Origin of the sequence: Polaromonas sp. (assembly GCF_018780625.1) — a bacterium.
Lineage (GTDB): Bacteria > Pseudomonadota > Gammaproteobacteria > Burkholderiales > Burkholderiaceae_C > Polaromonas.
This window is the reverse complement of the sequence record NZ_JADMJK010000036.1, coordinates 6,143-21,726: the sequence shown is the minus strand read 5'-3', so window position 1 is coordinate 21,726 and position 15,584 is coordinate 6,143. Positions and strand designations below refer to the sequence as shown.

Here is a 15,584-nt window from a genome sequence, read left to right as displayed (position 1 = left end):
CGGCAAAGTGTTCATGGCCAGGGTGTTCATCAAATGGGGCTTGCAGCAAGCTCAGCAAGGTATTGACGACGGAAAAGTCTTTTAGTTTCGCAGCCCGTATGGCTTCTTCGCCCACATGGTTGCGCAGCACGAACTTGGGGTTGCTTTTAAGCATCAAATTGGCCCTGAGCCCAGTATCTGCGGACGCAATGCGCTCTGAATATTGCATCGCCCATGCGTTGAACGACTCGCGGTCAAAAAACATATCGCGTACCGGCTCATGGCCGCTTTGCGCCGTAAAACCGCATAAACGGCGCCAGAAAATCGTGTAGTCGACCCGGTTGCTGGCCAGCAGCTTGAAGGTGCTTTCGATCAGGGCATCGTCTTCGGGCTCTGCGTCCGTCAGGCCCAGCTTGGCGCGCATCCTGGCTTGCAGCGCCTCGGGAAAGACGCTCTTGTAGGATTCCAGCGCGGCCAGTGCCTGGTCCTGGTCGTCAATCAATGGCAGCAGGGCCTGGCCCAGGCAAAACAGGTTCCAGTAGGCCATGTTGGGCTGCTTGTTGTAGGCGTAGCGGCCCTGCGTGTCGGAATGGTTGCAGATGTGGTTGGGGTCGAACGCGTCCAGGAACTGGAACGGGCCGTAGTCCATCGTCAAGCCCAGGATGCTCATGTTGTCGGTGTTCATGACGCCGTGGCAAAAGCCCACGGCCTGCCAGGCGGCCATCAGGTGCGCGGTGCGCTCGCTGACGGCTTCAAGCAGCGCCGCGTAGGGTTGCGGCGTGTCACGGCAGGCCGGGTAGAAACGGTCGATGACGTAGTCGGCCAGGGTCTTGAGCTGGTCGTGCTGATCGCTGAAACTGAAGTGCTCAAAGTGACCGAAGCGAATGAAACTGGGCGCTGTGCGCGTCACTACGGCAGCCGTCTCCAGTTCTTCGCGCCGCACCACGGCGTCTGAGCCCGTGACGCACAGCGCGCGGGTGGTGGGGATGCCCAGGCCGTGCATGGCCTCGGAACACAAGAATTCGCGAATCGAGCTGCGCAGCACGGCCCGGCCGTCGCCCATGCGGGAGTAGGGCGTGCGTCCCGCGCCCTTGAGCTGAATTTCTTGCGGGCCACGCGGGGTGGCAATCTCGCCGAGCGCGATCGCCCGGCCGTCGCCGAGTTGCCCTGCCCAGTTGCCAAACTGGTGGCCGCTGTACACACTGGCCAGCGGACGGGCGCCTGGCAAGGGCTGGTTTCCGGTGAGCGCCGCCAGCGTGTCGACTGACTCCAGCCAGTGCTCTTCAAGCCCCAGTTCGCGCGCCAGGGCGCGGCTGCGGCCGACCCAATACGGCGCGGGCAGCGGCGAGGGCTGGAGCGCCGTATAAAAATCCGGGCCCAGCGCGGCAAAACTGTGGGTCCACTTCAGGTCCGGCGCCGCAGGGTTTGGCGCGGTGGAGGCGGCATGGATGGCATTGATCATGGGCGCATTGTGCTATGGGGCTGGCAGCCCCGCGCGCGCAGGGTTAAGTCCGCTGTGGCCGCTAGCACGGCGCGGGCCTGCGCCGTGTCGCCAAGGTGGCGCGGGCGGGGGATTGCGCGGGTGGTTTTGCATGGAGTGCGCGTTACCATCAATGCGGAGACATTCCCATTCACAACCCGCCCAGCCGGGCACCAAAGGAACAAGACATGTTAGGTTTGATGCAAAGCCAGCCACTGCTGATCTCATCGCTGATCGAGTTTGCCGAACGCCACCATGGCGACGCTGAAGTGGTTTCGCGCCGCGTGGAGGGCGACCTGCATCGCTACACCTACAAGGATGTGGCCCATCGGTCGCGCCAGGTCGCCCGCGCGCTGGATGGTCTGAAGCTGGCCTTCAGCGACCGCGTGGCCACGCTGGCGTGGAACGGCTACCGGCACCTGGAGCTTTACTACGGCGTCAGCGGCTCGGGCCGGGTGCTGCACACCATCAACCCGCGTTTGCACCCCGACCAGATTGGCTGGATTGCCAACCATGCCGAGGACCAGGTCCTGTGTTTTGACCTGAGCTTTCTGCCCCTGGTGCAGGCCGTGCACAGCAAATGCACCACCATCAAGCACTACATCGCGCTGTGCGACGCCGACAAGCTCCCGGCCGATTCCGGCATTCCTGGTCTGCAGAGCTATGAAAGCTGGATCGGTGCGCAGACCAGCGACTACGCCTGGCCTACGTTTGATGAAAATACGGCCTCCAGCATGTGCTACACCAGCGGCACCACGGGCCACCCCAAGGCGGCGCTGTACAGCCACCGCTCAACGCTGCTGCACGCCTACGCGGCCGCGCTGCCCGACGTGATGTGCCTGAGCGCCCGCGACTCTATCTTGCCGGTGGTGCCGATGTTTCACGTCAACGCCTGGGGCATTCCGTACTCGGCGGCACTGACCGGCGCCAAGCTGGTGTTTCCCGGCCCTGCCATGGACGGCAAGTCGATCTATGAGCTGATCGAGGCGGAAAAGGTCACCTACGCCGCAGGCGTGCCCACGGTCTGGCAAATGATGCTGGGCCACATGAAGCCTGCGGGCCTGAAGTTCTCTACGCTGCGCCGCACCGTGATCGGTGGCTCGGCTTGCCCGCCCGCCATGATTCACGCTTTTCAGGAAGACTATGGCGTGGAAGTTCTTCACGCCTGGGGCATGACCGAGTTGAGCCCGCTGGGCACGCTGTGCACCCTCAAGAACAAGCATGACGGCCTGAGTGCTGACGAGAAAATGAAAATCCGCCTGAAGCAGGGGCGCGCGATTTTTGGTGTCGACATGAAGATCGTCGATGCGGCGGGCAAGGAGTTGTCGTGGGACGGCAAGACCTTTGGCGACCTGCATGTCAAAGGCCCGTGGGTGGTGCAGGACTACTACAAAGGGGAGGGCGGAAACCCGCTGGTGGACGGCTGGTTTCCGACCGGCGACGTGGCCACCATCGACGCCGATGGCTACATGCAGATCACGGACCGCAGCAAGGACGTCATCAAGTCGGGCGGCGAATGGATTAGCTCCATCGACATTGAAAACATTGCGGTCGCGCACCCGGCCGTGGCCATGGCCGCCTGCATTGGCATTGCGCACCCCAAGTGGGACGAGCGGCCGATCATTGCGGTGGTCAAGAAGCCCGGCATGGAGGTCTCGCGTGACGAGCTGATTGCGTTTTACGAGGGCAAGACGGCCAAATGGCAAGTCCCCGATGACGTGGTGTTTATCGATGCCATGCCCATGGGCGCGACCGGCAAGATGCTCAAGACGCGGCTTCGTGAAATGCTGAAAGACTACAGGCTGCCGCAAGTGTGAGGGGCGCCTGCGCGGGTGCAAGTCCAGTCACACGAGCGACATCAGCTAGGGCAATCCCTGAAGGCCGGCCCTCTTTATTGCCCTAACCTTCAAGCGTTCCAGTTGATTTCACTCGTAGTTCCCACATTTTCAGGAGACAAGGGATGAGCACTCAGAGACATTTTTTCCGTCGGCATTTTGGTATTGCCGTAGCCGCGTCGGCTATGTTGTACACCGGCCTGACGCTGGCCCAGGCGCCTGCCAAGGCTGTCAATGCGGCGCCAGCTGCGGGCGCGGCGGTCAACCTGAATCAGACGGTCAAAATCGCCTGGCTCGACCCCTTGTCCGGCCTGATGGCCGCCGTTGGAACCAACCAGCTCAAGAGCTTTCAGTTTTTGGCCGAGCGTTTCAGCCAGAAGAACAAGGCTGGCGTGAAGTTCGAGATCATCGGCATCGACAACAAGCTGAGCCCGCAAGAGACCACCAATGCGCTCAAGTCCGCCATCGACCAGGGCGCGCGCTACGTGGTGCAGGGCAACGGTTCCGGCCCGGCGCTGGCCATCATTGACGCGCTGTCCAAGTACAACGAGCGCAACCCGGGCAAGGAAGTGGTTTTCCTCAACTACGCCGCTGTGGATCCGGACCTGACCAACAGCAAATGCGACTACTGGCACTTCCGCCTGGATGCCGACACCTCGATGAAAATGGAAGCGCTCACGGCCTACATCAAGGACCAGCCCGAGATCAAGAAGGTCTACCTGATCAACCAGAACTACTCGCACGGCCAGCAGGTTTCAAAGTTTGCCAAGCTCAACCTCGCAACCAAGCGCCCTGACATCCAGGTGGTGGGCGACGACCTGCACCCGCTCGCCCAGGTGCGCGACTTTGCACCCTACATCGCCAAAATCAAGCAGTCGGGCGCTGACTCGGTGATCACCGGCAACTGGGGATCTGACCTGACGCTGCTGATCAAGGCCGCCAATGAGTCGGGCCTGAACAACGTGAAGTTCTACACCTACTACGGCGGTGTCACCGGCACCCCGACCGCCATGGGCGCGGCGTCGGCAGGCCGTGTCTACCAGGTGTCCTACAACCACCTGAACATGGGCGGCGAGATCCAGCAAATCATGGCGGACTACAAGAAGAAGTTCAACGACGACTTCTACACGGGTGCGGTCTATCACGCCTTTGCGATTCTGACCGAGGCCATGGCCAAGTCGAAGTCGACCGAGCCCGCCGTGGTGGCCAAGGCCATGGAAGGCCTGCGTTTCAAGAGCTTTAATGGCGATGTGGAAATGCGCAAGACCGACCACCAGTTGCAGCAGGGCCTTTTTATAGACCGCTGGGAAAAGGCCGGTGGCAAATACCCCTACGACGCTGAGAACACGGGCTACACCTTCGTGCCCGTGAAGTACTACGAGCCCTATGTGGCCAGCACGCCAACGTCCTGCCAGATGAAGCGTCCTTCATGATGCGTTGACATAAGCCGGCGCTCACCCTGCAAGGCCCGACCCATCCTCGGGCCTTTTTTATTTATCTGCCCGTGTGCAAGTGCGCACCCGCTTGAGGCGCTTACCCATGAATCTTGAGTTCTTTACCATCTCGCTTCTCAATGGCCTGAGCTATGGGCTGCTGCTGTTCATGCTCAGTTCAGGGCTGACGCTGATCTTCAGCATGATGGGCGTGCTCAATTTTGCGCACGCCTCTTTTTACATGGTGGGCGCCTACATTGCCTTCAGCACCTCGCAGGTGGTCGGCTTTTGGTGGTCCCTGCTGCTTGCGCCCTTGCTGGTGTTTGTGATGGGCGCGGCCTTTGAGCGCTTTTGCCTGCGCAAGGTCCACAAGTTTGGCCATGTCCCGGAGTTGCTGGTGACGTTTGGCCTGTCTTACCTGCTGCTGGAGCTGGTTCAGCTGGTGTGGGGCCGCTCGGCGGTCAACTATGTGTTGCCCGCAGGTCTTCAGGGGCCGCTGTTCACGGTGTTCGGCACCAATTTTCCGAAGTCCCGGGCCTTCATCATGCTGATCTCCATCGTCATGCTGGCCAGCATGTGGCTGCTGCTGACGCGCACGCGCATCGGCCTGGTAATTCAGGCGGCGCTCACGCACCCCGAGACGGTAGAAGCGCTGGGCCACAACGTGCCCCGGGTCTTCATGCTGGTATTTGGCGGCGGTGCGGCCCTGGCGGGGCTGGCCGGCGTGGTGGGCGGCAACACCTTCATTACCGAGCCCGCCATGGCCGGCTCGGTAGGCGCAATCATTTTCGTGGTGGTGGTGGTTGGCGGCATGGGCTCGCTCAGCGGGGCGTTTTTGGCGTCCATCCTGATCGGCTTGATCCAGACGTTCGCGGTGGCGATGGACCAGTCGCTGATGTCGCTGTTGGCGCATTTCAGCTATGTCGTCACGCCTGAGACGTTTGGCTACCCCGTGCTCAAGCTCACCATTTCCCAGGTTGCGCCCATCCTGCCCTTTTTGTTTCTGGTGCTGATCTTGATTTTCAGGCCCAAAGGCTTGCTTGGCACGCGGGAAGGGTGAGTATTCCATGTTGAAAACCCAGAAAATGACCAACCAGTTTTACCAATTCAAACCCTATAACGTCGGCCGTTGGGTGGTCTGGACGTTTTACGCCCTGCTGCTGATGGTGGCGCCGCTGCTGTTCAAGAGCAGCCTGGCCCTGACCATGCTGTCCCAGGCGGGCTACCTCGTGATCGTCTGCCTGAGCTACAACATTCTGCTGGGGCAGGGCGGCATGCTCAGTTTTGGGCATGCGGTGTATGCCGGGCTGGGTTCCTTCCTGGCCATTCATGCGATGAACCTGGCAGCCAGCGGCAAGTTTTATATTCCATTGCCGCTGATTCCGCTGGTGGGGGGCTTGTCAGGGCTGTTCTTTGCGGCTTTGCTGGGCTACGTCACCACCAAAAAGGCGGGCACCACCTTTGGCATGATCACCCTCGGCGTGGGCGAGCTGGTGTTTGCCATGTCGCTGATGTTTCCCGAGTTTTTTGGCGGCGAAGGCGGCATCACCACCAACCGCACCTATGGCCAGGCGTTTTGGGGCATCAGCTTCGGTCCACAGATTCAGGTGTACTACCTGATTGCGGTGTATTGTTTCATTTGCACCGCCGCGATGTTCGCTTTTACCCGCACCCCTCTGGGCCGCATCCTGAACGCGGTGCGCGACAACCCCGAGCGGGTCGAGTTCATTGGCTACAACACCCAGCGCGTGCGCTACTACTCTTTCATCATTGCCGGTTTTTTTGCTGGCGTGGGCGGCGGGCTGGCCGCCATCAACTCCGAAATCGTCACGGCCGAGGTGGTCAGCGGCGTGCGTTCGGGCAGCCTGCTGCTGTTCACGTTTTTGGGCGGCGCCACCTTCTTTTTTGGCCCCATCATTGGTGCCGGCTTGCTGGTGCTGGCGCTGATTTTGCTGTCGGAACTGACCATGGCCTGGCTGCTCTATGTGGGCCTGATCTTTCTGTTCATGGTGATGTACGCCCCCGGCGGCATCGCCAGCCTGATCATGATGAACCTGCGGGTTGCCGCCTTTGGCAAACTCAGGGCGTTGTGGGTGGGTTACCTGGGGCTGGCTGTCACGGGGCTGGCCGCCATGCTGGGCGCCGCCGCCATGGTGGAAATGGTGTATCACCTGCAACTCAATGCGGCGCTGGGCGCTGAATTGAGCTTTGTGGGGATCAAGCTCAACGCCAGCAACCTCAACAGCTGGCTGGGTGCGGGATTTGTGATGCTGACCGGCTTGGGCCTGTTTGAACTCACGCGCCGGCAGTTCCTGACGCAGTGGGGCGAGATACAAAACGAGATTGAAAAAGAAATCAAGCGGAGGGAGTCGCTATGAGCATGAACTCTGTAAGGGCTGAAAACGCCGGCGCCCGGTATTCGCTGGAACTGAAAGACCTGCGCAAGAACTTCGGCAAGACCGAGATCATTCGCGGTGCCAACCTGGCCGTCAAAGCGGGTGAACGGGTCGCGATCATCGGGCCCAACGGGGCCGGCAAGTCCACGCTGTTCAACCTCATCAGCGGGCGCTTCGAGCCCAGCAGCGGCGAAGTGCTGCTCAATGGCCAGTGCATCAACGGCAAAAAGCCGTTCGAGATCAACCGGCTCGGGCTGTCACGCAGCTTTCAGATCACCAACATCTTTCCCAAGCTCAGCGTGTTTGAAAACCTGCGCTGCGGCGTGCTCTGGAGCCTGGGCTACAAGTACACCTTCCTGAAGTTCCTGGCCGACCTGGATGATGCCAATGCGCGGGCCGACGAGTTGATGGGCATGATCAAGCTCGACAAAAAACGCGACGTGCTGGCCACCAACCTGACTTATGCAGAGCAGCGCGCCCTGGAAATCGGCATCACGATTGCGGGCGGCGCGGGCGTGATTCTGCTTGACGAGCCGACCGCCGGCATGAGCCGCTCGGAGACCAGCCGGTTTATCGGCCTGATCAAGGAAGTGACTGCGGGCAAGACGCTGCTGACCGTAGAGCACGACATGGGCGTGGTGTTTGGCCTGGCCGACAAAATTGCCGTGGTGGTGTATGGAGAAATCATCGCGTACGACACTCCCGAGGCCGTGCGCGCTGACCAGCGTGTGCAGGAAGCCTATCTGGGTTCATCGGTCGCTGACCAGCAAGGCGCAGGGCACTGAACATGTTGACCATTAATAACCTCCACGCCTATTACGGCAAAAGCCATGTGCTGCATGGCGTTTCGTTCAATGTGCAGCCGGGCGAAATCGTGGCCCTGCTGGGCCGCAACGGCTCGGGCCGATCAACCACCGCCAAGGCCATCATGGGCCTGGTCGATTGCCAGGGCTCCATCGTCTGGAAAGCCAGGCAATTCGAGGGGGAAATCGTCGGGAAAAAGGCCTACCAGATCGCCCACCTCGGCATTGGCTACGTGCCCGAAAACCGCGACATCTTTCCCAAGCTCACGGTGCATCAAAACCTGTTGCTGGGGCAAAAGGGCAATGGCAAAGGCTCGCGCTGGTCATTCAAGGATATGTACACCATGTTCCCGCGGCTGCTGGAGCGCCAGCACACCGAGGCCGGCGTGCTGTCGGGGGGCGAGCAGCAGATGCTCACGCTGTGCCGCACGCTCATGGGCGACCCGGACCTCATCATCATTGACGAACCAACCGAAGGCCTGGCGCCCAAGATTGTGGAACTGGTGGGGCAATACCTGCAGACGCTGAAAGCCAAGGGCATTTCGGTGCTGTTGATCGAGCAAAAACTGACGATTGCCATGGTCATTTCAGACCGTGCGCTGGTGATGGGCCATGGCAGCATCGTGTTTGACGGCACACCCGACAGCTTGCGGGCCGACAGCTACATCCGAAAGGAATGGCTTGAAGTGTAAAAAGGCCTGCCCGGCTTGTCACCGCAGGGACAAACCGGGCCATGCGCCTCTTGCGCCGTCTTGAAGCAACCCTACAATAGCAAAAAGAACGGTCGTACTATTTTCGTCGGTGGATGCTGATTTTGCACCCACAGGTCCAGGTAACTGAATTTTCAATCAAGGAAAGAGACACTTCAATGACAACCCACTACGAAGTTCATGGCACCGTGGCGCGCATCACGCTGAGCAACCCGCCCGTCAACGGACTTGGCCATGCCACCCGTTTGAGCATCACCGACAACCTGCAAAAAGCCAATGCAGATGCGGCCATCAAGTCCATCGTGATCACCGGCGCCGGCAAGGCCTTTTCGGGCGGTGCCGACATCAAGGAGTTTGGCTCGCCCAAGGCCATGCAGGAGCCCAACCTGCTCAGCGTCATTTCAGCGGTGGAAAATTCATCCAAACCCGTGGTGGCCGCGATTCATTCGGTCTGCATGGGCGGCGGCCTGGAACTGGCGCTGGGCTGCCACTACCGCATTGCAGCGCCAGGCTGCAGCGTGGCGCTGCCTGAAGTCAAGCTGGGCCTGTTGCCCGGCGCTGGCGGCACGCAGCGCCTGCCGCGCGCGCTGGGCGTGGAACCCGCACTGAACATGATTGTGAGCGGTGAGCCCGTCAAGAGCGAGCTGCTGGCCCAGATTCCCGGCCAGAAACTGTTCGACAAAATGGCCAGTTCGGCGGAGTCCCTGCAAGAAGAGGCGCTGGTCTTTGCCCAGTCGATTGCCGACACGCGTCCGCTGCCGCTGGTACGCAGTCTGCCGTGCAAGCACCCCAAAGGCGACGCCTATTTCCAGTTTGCGCGCAACATGGTCAAGGGCATGGCCAAGAACTTTCCGGCGCCGCTCAAATGCGTCGATGCCGTGGAAGCCGCCACCAAGCGCAAGTTTGAAGACGGCATGCTGTTTGAGCGCGAGTTGTTCATCAACCTGATGTGGACGCCTGAAAGCCGGGCGCTGCGCCATATTTTCATGGCCGAACGCGCTGCCTCCAAGATTCCAGACGTGCCTGCGGACACCCCGCAACGCGAGATCAAGTCGATCGCCGTGATTGGCGCCGGCACCATGGGCGGCGGCATTGCCATGAACTTCCTGAATGCCGGCATCCCGGTCAGGATGCTGGAGATGAAGCAGGAAGCGCTGGACCGCGGCCTGGCCACCATCCGCAAGAACTACGAAGCGCAGGTCAAGAAAGGCAAGCTCAAGCAGGACAAGTACGAGCAGCGCATGGGCCTGCTCAGCACCACGCTGAGCTACGATGACCTGAAAGACGCCGACCTGGTGATCGAGGCGGTCTTCGAGGAAATGGGTGTCAAGGAAAAGGTCTTCAAAGAGCTGGACCGCGTCATGAAGCCCGGTGCAATTTTGGCGTCCAACACCTCCACGCTGGACGTGAACCAGATCGCCGGCTTCACCCAGCGCCCGCAAGACGTGGTGGGCATGCACTTTTTCAGCCCGGCCAACATCATGAAGCTGCTGGAAGTGGTGCGCGGTGAAAAAACCGGCAAGGATGTGCTGGCCACCGTGATGGCACTGGCCAAGAAAATCAGGAAAACGGCCGTGGTGTCCGGCGTGTGCGACGGCTTTATCGGCAACCGCATGATTGAGCAGTACGGCCGCCAGGGTGGTTTCCTGCTGGACGAAGGCTGCACGCCGGAGCAGGTCGATAAGGCCGCCGAAAAGTTTGGCTTTGCCATGGGACCGTTCCGCATGGGCGACCTGGCTGGCAACGACATTGGCTGGGCCATTCGCAAGCGCCGCTACCAGGAAAAGCCGGACATGAAGTACAGCAAGACGGCTGACCTGCTCTGTGAAAAAGGCCGTTTTGGCCAGAAAACCGGTGCCGGCTGGTACGACTACCTGCCCGGCAAGCGCGACGCGATTCCGAGCGCCGAAGTGGTGCAGATGATCGAAGCGCACCGCGCCTCGCTGGGCATCACGCCGCGCAAGATCTCCGACGAGGAAATCGTGCAGCGCCTGGTGTTTGCGCTGGTCAATGAAGCCGCCCACATCCTGGAAGAAGGCATTGCCAACAAGGCCAGCGACATCGACATGGTCTACCTGATGGGCTATGGCTTCCCGATATTCCGGGGTGGCCCCATGCTCTACGCCGACCAGCTCGGCCTCTTCAACGTGGTGCAGGCCATGCACCGCTTTGCGCAAAACCCGCTGGACGACGCCAAGTTCTGGCAACCCGCGCCGCTGCTGGCCCGGCTCGCCGCCGAAGGCAAGACGTTCAATTAATTTCCGGAGATTTTCATGACTTCAGCTGTAATTGTTTCCACCGCCCGCACCCCCCTGGCCAAAAGCTGGAAGGGCTCCTTCAACATGACGCATGGCGCCACCCTGGGTGGCCATGCCGTGCAGCACGCCATTGCCCGCGCCGGCATTGAGGCGGCCGAAGTCGATGACGTGATCATGGGCTGCGCCACGCCCGAAGGCGCCACCGGCGCCAACATTGCGCGCCAGATTGCACTGCGCGCAGGCTGCCCCATCACCGTGTCGGGCATGACCGTCAACCGTTTTTGCTCGTCGGGCCTCCAAACCATCGCGCTGGCATCCCAGCGCATCATTTCCGGCGAAGCCGACATTTTTGTGGCCGGCGGGGTTGAAAGCATCTCCTGCGTGCAGCAGGAAATGAACACCCACATGCTGCGTGAAGACTGGCTGGCCAAGAACAAGCCCGAGATCTACTGGAACATGCTGCAAACCGCCGAGCAGGTCGCCAAGCGCTACGGCATTTCACGCGAGCGCATGGACGAATACGGCGCTTCCAGCCAGCAAAAAGCCACGGCCGCACTGGCCGCCGGCCTGTTTGAGGCCGAAATCGCCCCGATCACCGTCACCATGGGCGTGGCGGACCCGGTGATGGGACTGACCACCAAACAGGTCACGGTCAGCCAGGACGAAGGCATTCGCGCCGGCACCACCAAGGAAGGCATCAGCGGCTTGCGCTCGGCCATCCCGGGTGGCCTGGTGTCCGCCGGCAACGCCAGCCAGTTTTCCGATGGCGGCGGCGCTGTGGTGGTGATGGATGAAAAAGTGGCCGAGAAAAAGGGACTGATGCCGCTGGGCCGCTTTCTGGGATTTGCCGTTGCGGGCTGCGAGCCCGACGAAATGGGCATTGGACCGGTCTTCGCCATCCCCAAGGTGCTGGCCAAGCTGGGCCTGAAGGTCAGCGACATCGACCTGTGGGAGCTGAACGAGGCGTTTGCCGTGCAGGTGCTGTACTGCGCGGACAAGCTGGGCATTCCGATGGACAAGCTCAACGTCAACGGCGGCGCGATTGCGGTCGGCCACCCCTACGGCGTCACCGGCCAGCGCCTGACCGGCCACGCGCTGATTGAAGGCAAGCGGCGCGGCGTCAAGCGCGTTTGCGTGACCATGTGCATTGGCGGCGGCATGGGCGCCGCCGGCATTTTCGAAGTGTTGTAAGGGCTGGCTGTTCAAGCACCCCGCCGGGCCGAGCATGCGATTTTTTGCATGCGTCGGCCCATTTTTTTTCCTGCCTTTTTCCTCTCATGAAGGTCAGCCATGTCCTTGCGTTCCACCGTTGATTTTTTGCTCTACCAGTGGCTTGATGCCGAATCCTTGCGTCAGCGCGCGCGCTTTGCCGACCACAGCCGCGAAACCTTTGATGCGGTGTTTGACACCTGCGAGCGCATTGCCCGCGAAAAATACGCGCCCTTCAACCGGCTGGTCGACACGCAGGAGCCGCACTTTGATGGTGAAAAAGTCATCTTGCCGCAGGCCACGCACGATGCGCAGAAGGCCTACGCCGCCTCGGGCATGCTCAGCGCGGCGCAAGATTACGAAAGCGGTGGTATGCAGTTGCCCTACACCGTTGAGGCGGCGGCCAATGCCTTTTTTGCGATGGCGTCGGTCAGCATCGGCTCGGGCATGCTAACCACGGGCAATGCCAACTTGCTGATGGTGCATGGCACCGACCTGCAAAAAGAAGTGTTTGCCAAGAATGAGTTTTCAGGCCGCTTTTCGGGAACCATGTGCCTGTCGGAGCCGCAAGCGGGCTCCTCGCTCAGTGACGTGACGACGCGCGCGCTGCCCGACGGCGCCTATTTCGAATCCGAGCCGCTCGGACCCCGCTACCGCCTCAAGGGCAACAAGATGTGGATTTCCGCCGGCGAGCATGAGTTGACCGACAACATCATTCACCTGGTGCTGGCCAAGATTCCCGGACCGGACGGCAAGCTGATTCCCGGGACGCGCGGCATTTCGCTGTTCATCGTGCCCAAGAAAATGGTCAACACGCGCGGTGAACTGACCGGCGTGCGCAACGACGTGGCGCTGGCCGGCCTGAACCACAAGCTGGGCTGGCGCGGCACCACCAACACGCTGCTCAACTTTGGCGAGGGCAAGTACCCGGTGGATGGCCAGGCGGGCGCCGTCGGCTACCTGGTCGGCCAGCCGCACCAGGGCCTGCGCTGCATGTTCCACATGATGAACGAGGCGCGCATCGGTGTGGGTACGGCCGCCACCATGCTGGGCATGGCGGGCTACTACGCCAGCCTGGACTACGCCAGGAACCGGCCACAGGGACGGCCCATCACGGGTGCCGGCAAGGACGCGTCCGCGCCGCAAAGCCGCATCATCGAGCACGCCGATGTCAAACGCATGCTGCTGGCGCAAAAATCCTATTGCGAAGGCGCACTGGCGCTGGAACTGTATTGCGCCCGGCTGGTGGACGAGCAGCACACCGCCGAGCCGCAGGCCGCCGACGAGGCGCGCCTGCTTCTTGAAGTGCTGACGCCGATTGCCAAAAGCTGGCCCAGCGAGTGGTGCCTGGAGGCCAATTCGCTGGCGATTCAGGTGCATGGCGGCTACGGCTACACCCGCGATTTTCCGGTGGAGCAATACTGGCGCGACAACCGCCTGAACATGATCCACGAGGGCACGCACGGCATTCAGGCGATGGACCTGCTGGGCCGCAAGGTGCTGATGGAAGAGGGCAGGGGGCTTGCCCTGCTGACAGCCCGCATCAACGCAACGGCCGAACGCGCGCTGCGGGTGCCCGATCTGGCCGGCCATGCGCGCGCGCTGGCGCAAGCCCTGCAGCAGGTGTCGCATGCCACCCAAGCCGCGTGGGCGACCGGCACGCCGGGCGACGCGCTGGCCAATGCCGTGCCGTACATGCAAGCGTTTGGCCACACAGTGCTGGCCTGGATCTGGCTGGACGTGGGACTGGCTGCGCTGCGTGCCGATGCTACTAAATCAGTAGCTTCTACCCTCGGTAAGATAGGGGCCATGGCTTATTTTTATCATTATGAGTTGCCCAAAATCGGCGCATGGCTGAACGTGGTCCAAAACCGCGACCTGACCTGCGCTAACCTGCCTGAGGAGGCCTTCTGATGTCTTATTTCAAAAAATCGACCAACAGCACGATCAGCAAGGCCATGGCGCGCTTTCACAGCCTGATCTGGGTGCTGATCTACGGTGGCTTGCTGACGCTGGTGTTCGGCCTGTTTGTTCAGGATATGGACGGCGCCACCGGCGAGTGGATGGTGTATGGCGGCGGCATCGCGGCGGCGCTTGGTTTCTTTTTGATCTATTTGCGATCAAGAATCAACCCAAAGCCATGATTCCGCGCGCTGGTTGTTGAAGTCGCCACCCGGACAGTTGTCAGGGCCGCCCACAACAATGTTGTGTTTTACTCTGATTTTGAGGGCTGCGCCGCATGGACGCCAGGCGCTTCGCGCGGCACCCGCCCTGACCTTAACGACGAAACCCAAGAAACCCAAGGAGACTGTGCATGACCCGTACCATTCAGCAACTGTTTGACCTCAAAGGCAAGACCGCACTCGTGACCGGCGGCTCGCGCGGCCTGGGGCTGCAACTAGCCCAGGCGCTGGGCGAGGCCGGCGCCCGTGTCATGCTGAGCTCGCGCAAGGCCGAGGACCTGGTGGAGTCGGCGGCAGAATTGAAAGCTGCCGGCATCGACGTGGACTGGATTGCTGCTGATTGCTCGAAGGAAGCTGACATTCGCGCGCTTGCTGATGAAACCATCAAGCGCTTCGGCCATGTCGATATTTTGGTCAATAACGCCGGCGCCGCCTGGGGCGCACCCGCGGAAGACCACCCGGTGGACGCCTGGGACAAGGTCATGAACCTCAATGTCCGCGGTTACTTCATCTTGTCGCAGCATATTGCCAAGCACAGCATGATCCCGCGCAAGTCGGGGCGCATCATCAACGTCGCCTCGATTGCCGGCCTGGGCGGCAACCCGCGCGAGATGACCACCATTGCCTACAACACCTCCAAGGGCGCCGTCATCAACTTCACCCGGGCGCTGGGGTGCGAATGGGGCGCGTACAACATCACCGTGAACGCGATTTGTCCTGGCTTTTTCCCGAGCAAGATGACCATGGGCACGCTCAAAGCCATGGGCGAGGAAAAACTCGCCGCCCACGCCCCGCTGGGCCGACTGGGCGACGACGAAGACCTGAAGGGCCTGTGCGTGCTGTATGCATCGGATGCGGGCAAGCACATCACCGGGCAGTGGCTGGCGGTTGACGGGGGCGTGTCGGTGGTGACGGGGGGCTAGCATGAGCATGACGCATTCAGCTGAGCCCGAAGCAAGCTTGAGCTTCGGTACAGAAATTCCCTTTGTGACCCACCTCGGCTTTGTGCTGGAGTTGTTCGAGGGCGGCGAATCGGCCATCGGCTACACGCCGCGGCCCGAGCACCTGAACTCCTTTGTCGTCACGCACGGCGGCGCCGTCATGACGCTGATGGATGTGACCATGGCGGTGGCGGCGCGCAGTGTTCAAAAAGACATGGGCGTGGTCACGATCGAGATGAAAACCAGCTTCATGCAGCCCGCGCCCGGCGACGGCAGCAAGCTCACGGCCAGGGGACGACTGATGCACCGCACCAAGTCGATGGCTTTTACCGAAGCCACGTTGTACGACGTGCAGGG

13 protein-coding genes are annotated in these 15,584 nt (G+C 61.2%); 12 read left to right on the top strand and 1 reads right to left on the bottom strand.

Annotation, left to right across the window (positions count from 1 at the left end; genetic code table 11):
* On the bottom strand, positions 1-1,441 hold a 1,441-nt coding region (locus IV091_RS02945; protein ID WP_293464902.1), incomplete at its 3' end, for a protein adenylyltransferase SelO.
* Between the two features lie 206 nt (positions 1,442-1,647).
* Between IV091_RS02945 and IV091_RS02940 the strand changes: the two genes are divergently transcribed.
* From IV091_RS02940 to IV091_RS02885, 12 genes are all read left to right on the top strand, one after another.
* Positions 1,648-3,276: a 3-(methylthio)propionyl-CoA ligase gene (locus IV091_RS02940; protein ID WP_293464899.1), complete on the top strand. Its 1,629-nt coding sequence runs from the start codon at positions 1,648-1,650 to the stop codon at positions 3,274-3,276.
* 143 nt (positions 3,277-3,419) lie between these two features.
* Positions 3,420-4,727, top strand: coding sequence for a branched-chain amino acid ABC transporter substrate-binding protein (locus tag IV091_RS02935; protein ID WP_293464896.1), 1,308 nt, complete (start codon positions 3,420-3,422; stop codon positions 4,725-4,727).
* Between the two features lie 106 nt (positions 4,728-4,833).
* Positions 4,834-5,787, top strand: a complete 954-nt coding sequence (locus IV091_RS02930) for a branched-chain amino acid ABC transporter permease (protein ID WP_293464893.1) — start codon at positions 4,834-4,836, stop codon at positions 5,785-5,787.
* Between the two features lie 7 nt (positions 5,788-5,794).
* Complete coding sequence (locus IV091_RS02925) at positions 5,795-7,105, top strand: branched-chain amino acid ABC transporter permease (protein ID WP_293464890.1); 1,311 nt, start codon at positions 5,795-5,797, stop codon at positions 7,103-7,105.
* On the top strand, positions 7,102-7,908 hold the full coding sequence (locus tag IV091_RS02920; protein WP_293464887.1) for an ABC transporter ATP-binding protein: 807 nt from the start codon (positions 7,102-7,104) through the stop codon (positions 7,906-7,908). Before IV091_RS02925 ends, IV091_RS02920 begins: the two co-directional genes overlap by 4 nt.
* A 2-nt stretch (positions 7,909-7,910) precedes the next feature.
* Positions 7,911-8,618: an ABC transporter ATP-binding protein gene (locus IV091_RS02915; protein ID WP_293464884.1), complete on the top strand. Its 708-nt coding sequence runs from the start codon at positions 7,911-7,913 to the stop codon at positions 8,616-8,618.
* A gap of 176 nt (positions 8,619-8,794) precedes the next feature.
* Positions 8,795-10,894 (top strand): 3-hydroxyacyl-CoA dehydrogenase NAD-binding domain-containing protein, encoded by a 2,100-nt coding sequence (locus IV091_RS02910; RefSeq protein ID WP_293464881.1) that lies wholly within the window; start codon positions 8,795-8,797, stop codon positions 10,892-10,894.
* 15 nt (positions 10,895-10,909) lie between these two features.
* A complete protein-coding gene (locus tag IV091_RS02905) occupies positions 10,910-12,085 on the top strand; it encodes an acetyl-CoA C-acyltransferase (protein ID WP_293464878.1) in 1,176 nt (391 codons plus the stop codon).
* Positions 12,086-12,184: 99 nt separating this feature from the next.
* A complete protein-coding gene (locus IV091_RS02900; RefSeq protein WP_293464875.1) occupies positions 12,185-14,017 on the top strand; it encodes an acyl-CoA dehydrogenase in 1,833 nt (610 codons plus the stop codon).
* Positions 14,017-14,247: a hypothetical protein gene (locus IV091_RS02895; protein WP_293464872.1), complete on the top strand. Its 231-nt coding sequence runs from the start codon at positions 14,017-14,019 to the stop codon at positions 14,245-14,247. Before IV091_RS02900 ends, IV091_RS02895 begins: the two co-directional genes overlap by 1 nt.
* Positions 14,248-14,417: 170 nt before the next feature.
* Positions 14,418-15,209 carry an SDR family oxidoreductase gene (locus IV091_RS02890; RefSeq protein WP_293464869.1) on the top strand — a complete coding sequence of 264 codons (792 nt, stop codon included), beginning with the start codon at positions 14,418-14,420 and terminating at the stop codon, positions 15,207-15,209.
* Between the two features lie 7 nt (positions 15,210-15,216).
* Positions 15,217-15,584 (top strand): PaaI family thioesterase (locus IV091_RS02885; protein ID WP_293464867.1); only part of this gene is annotated, 368 nt, incomplete at its 3' end.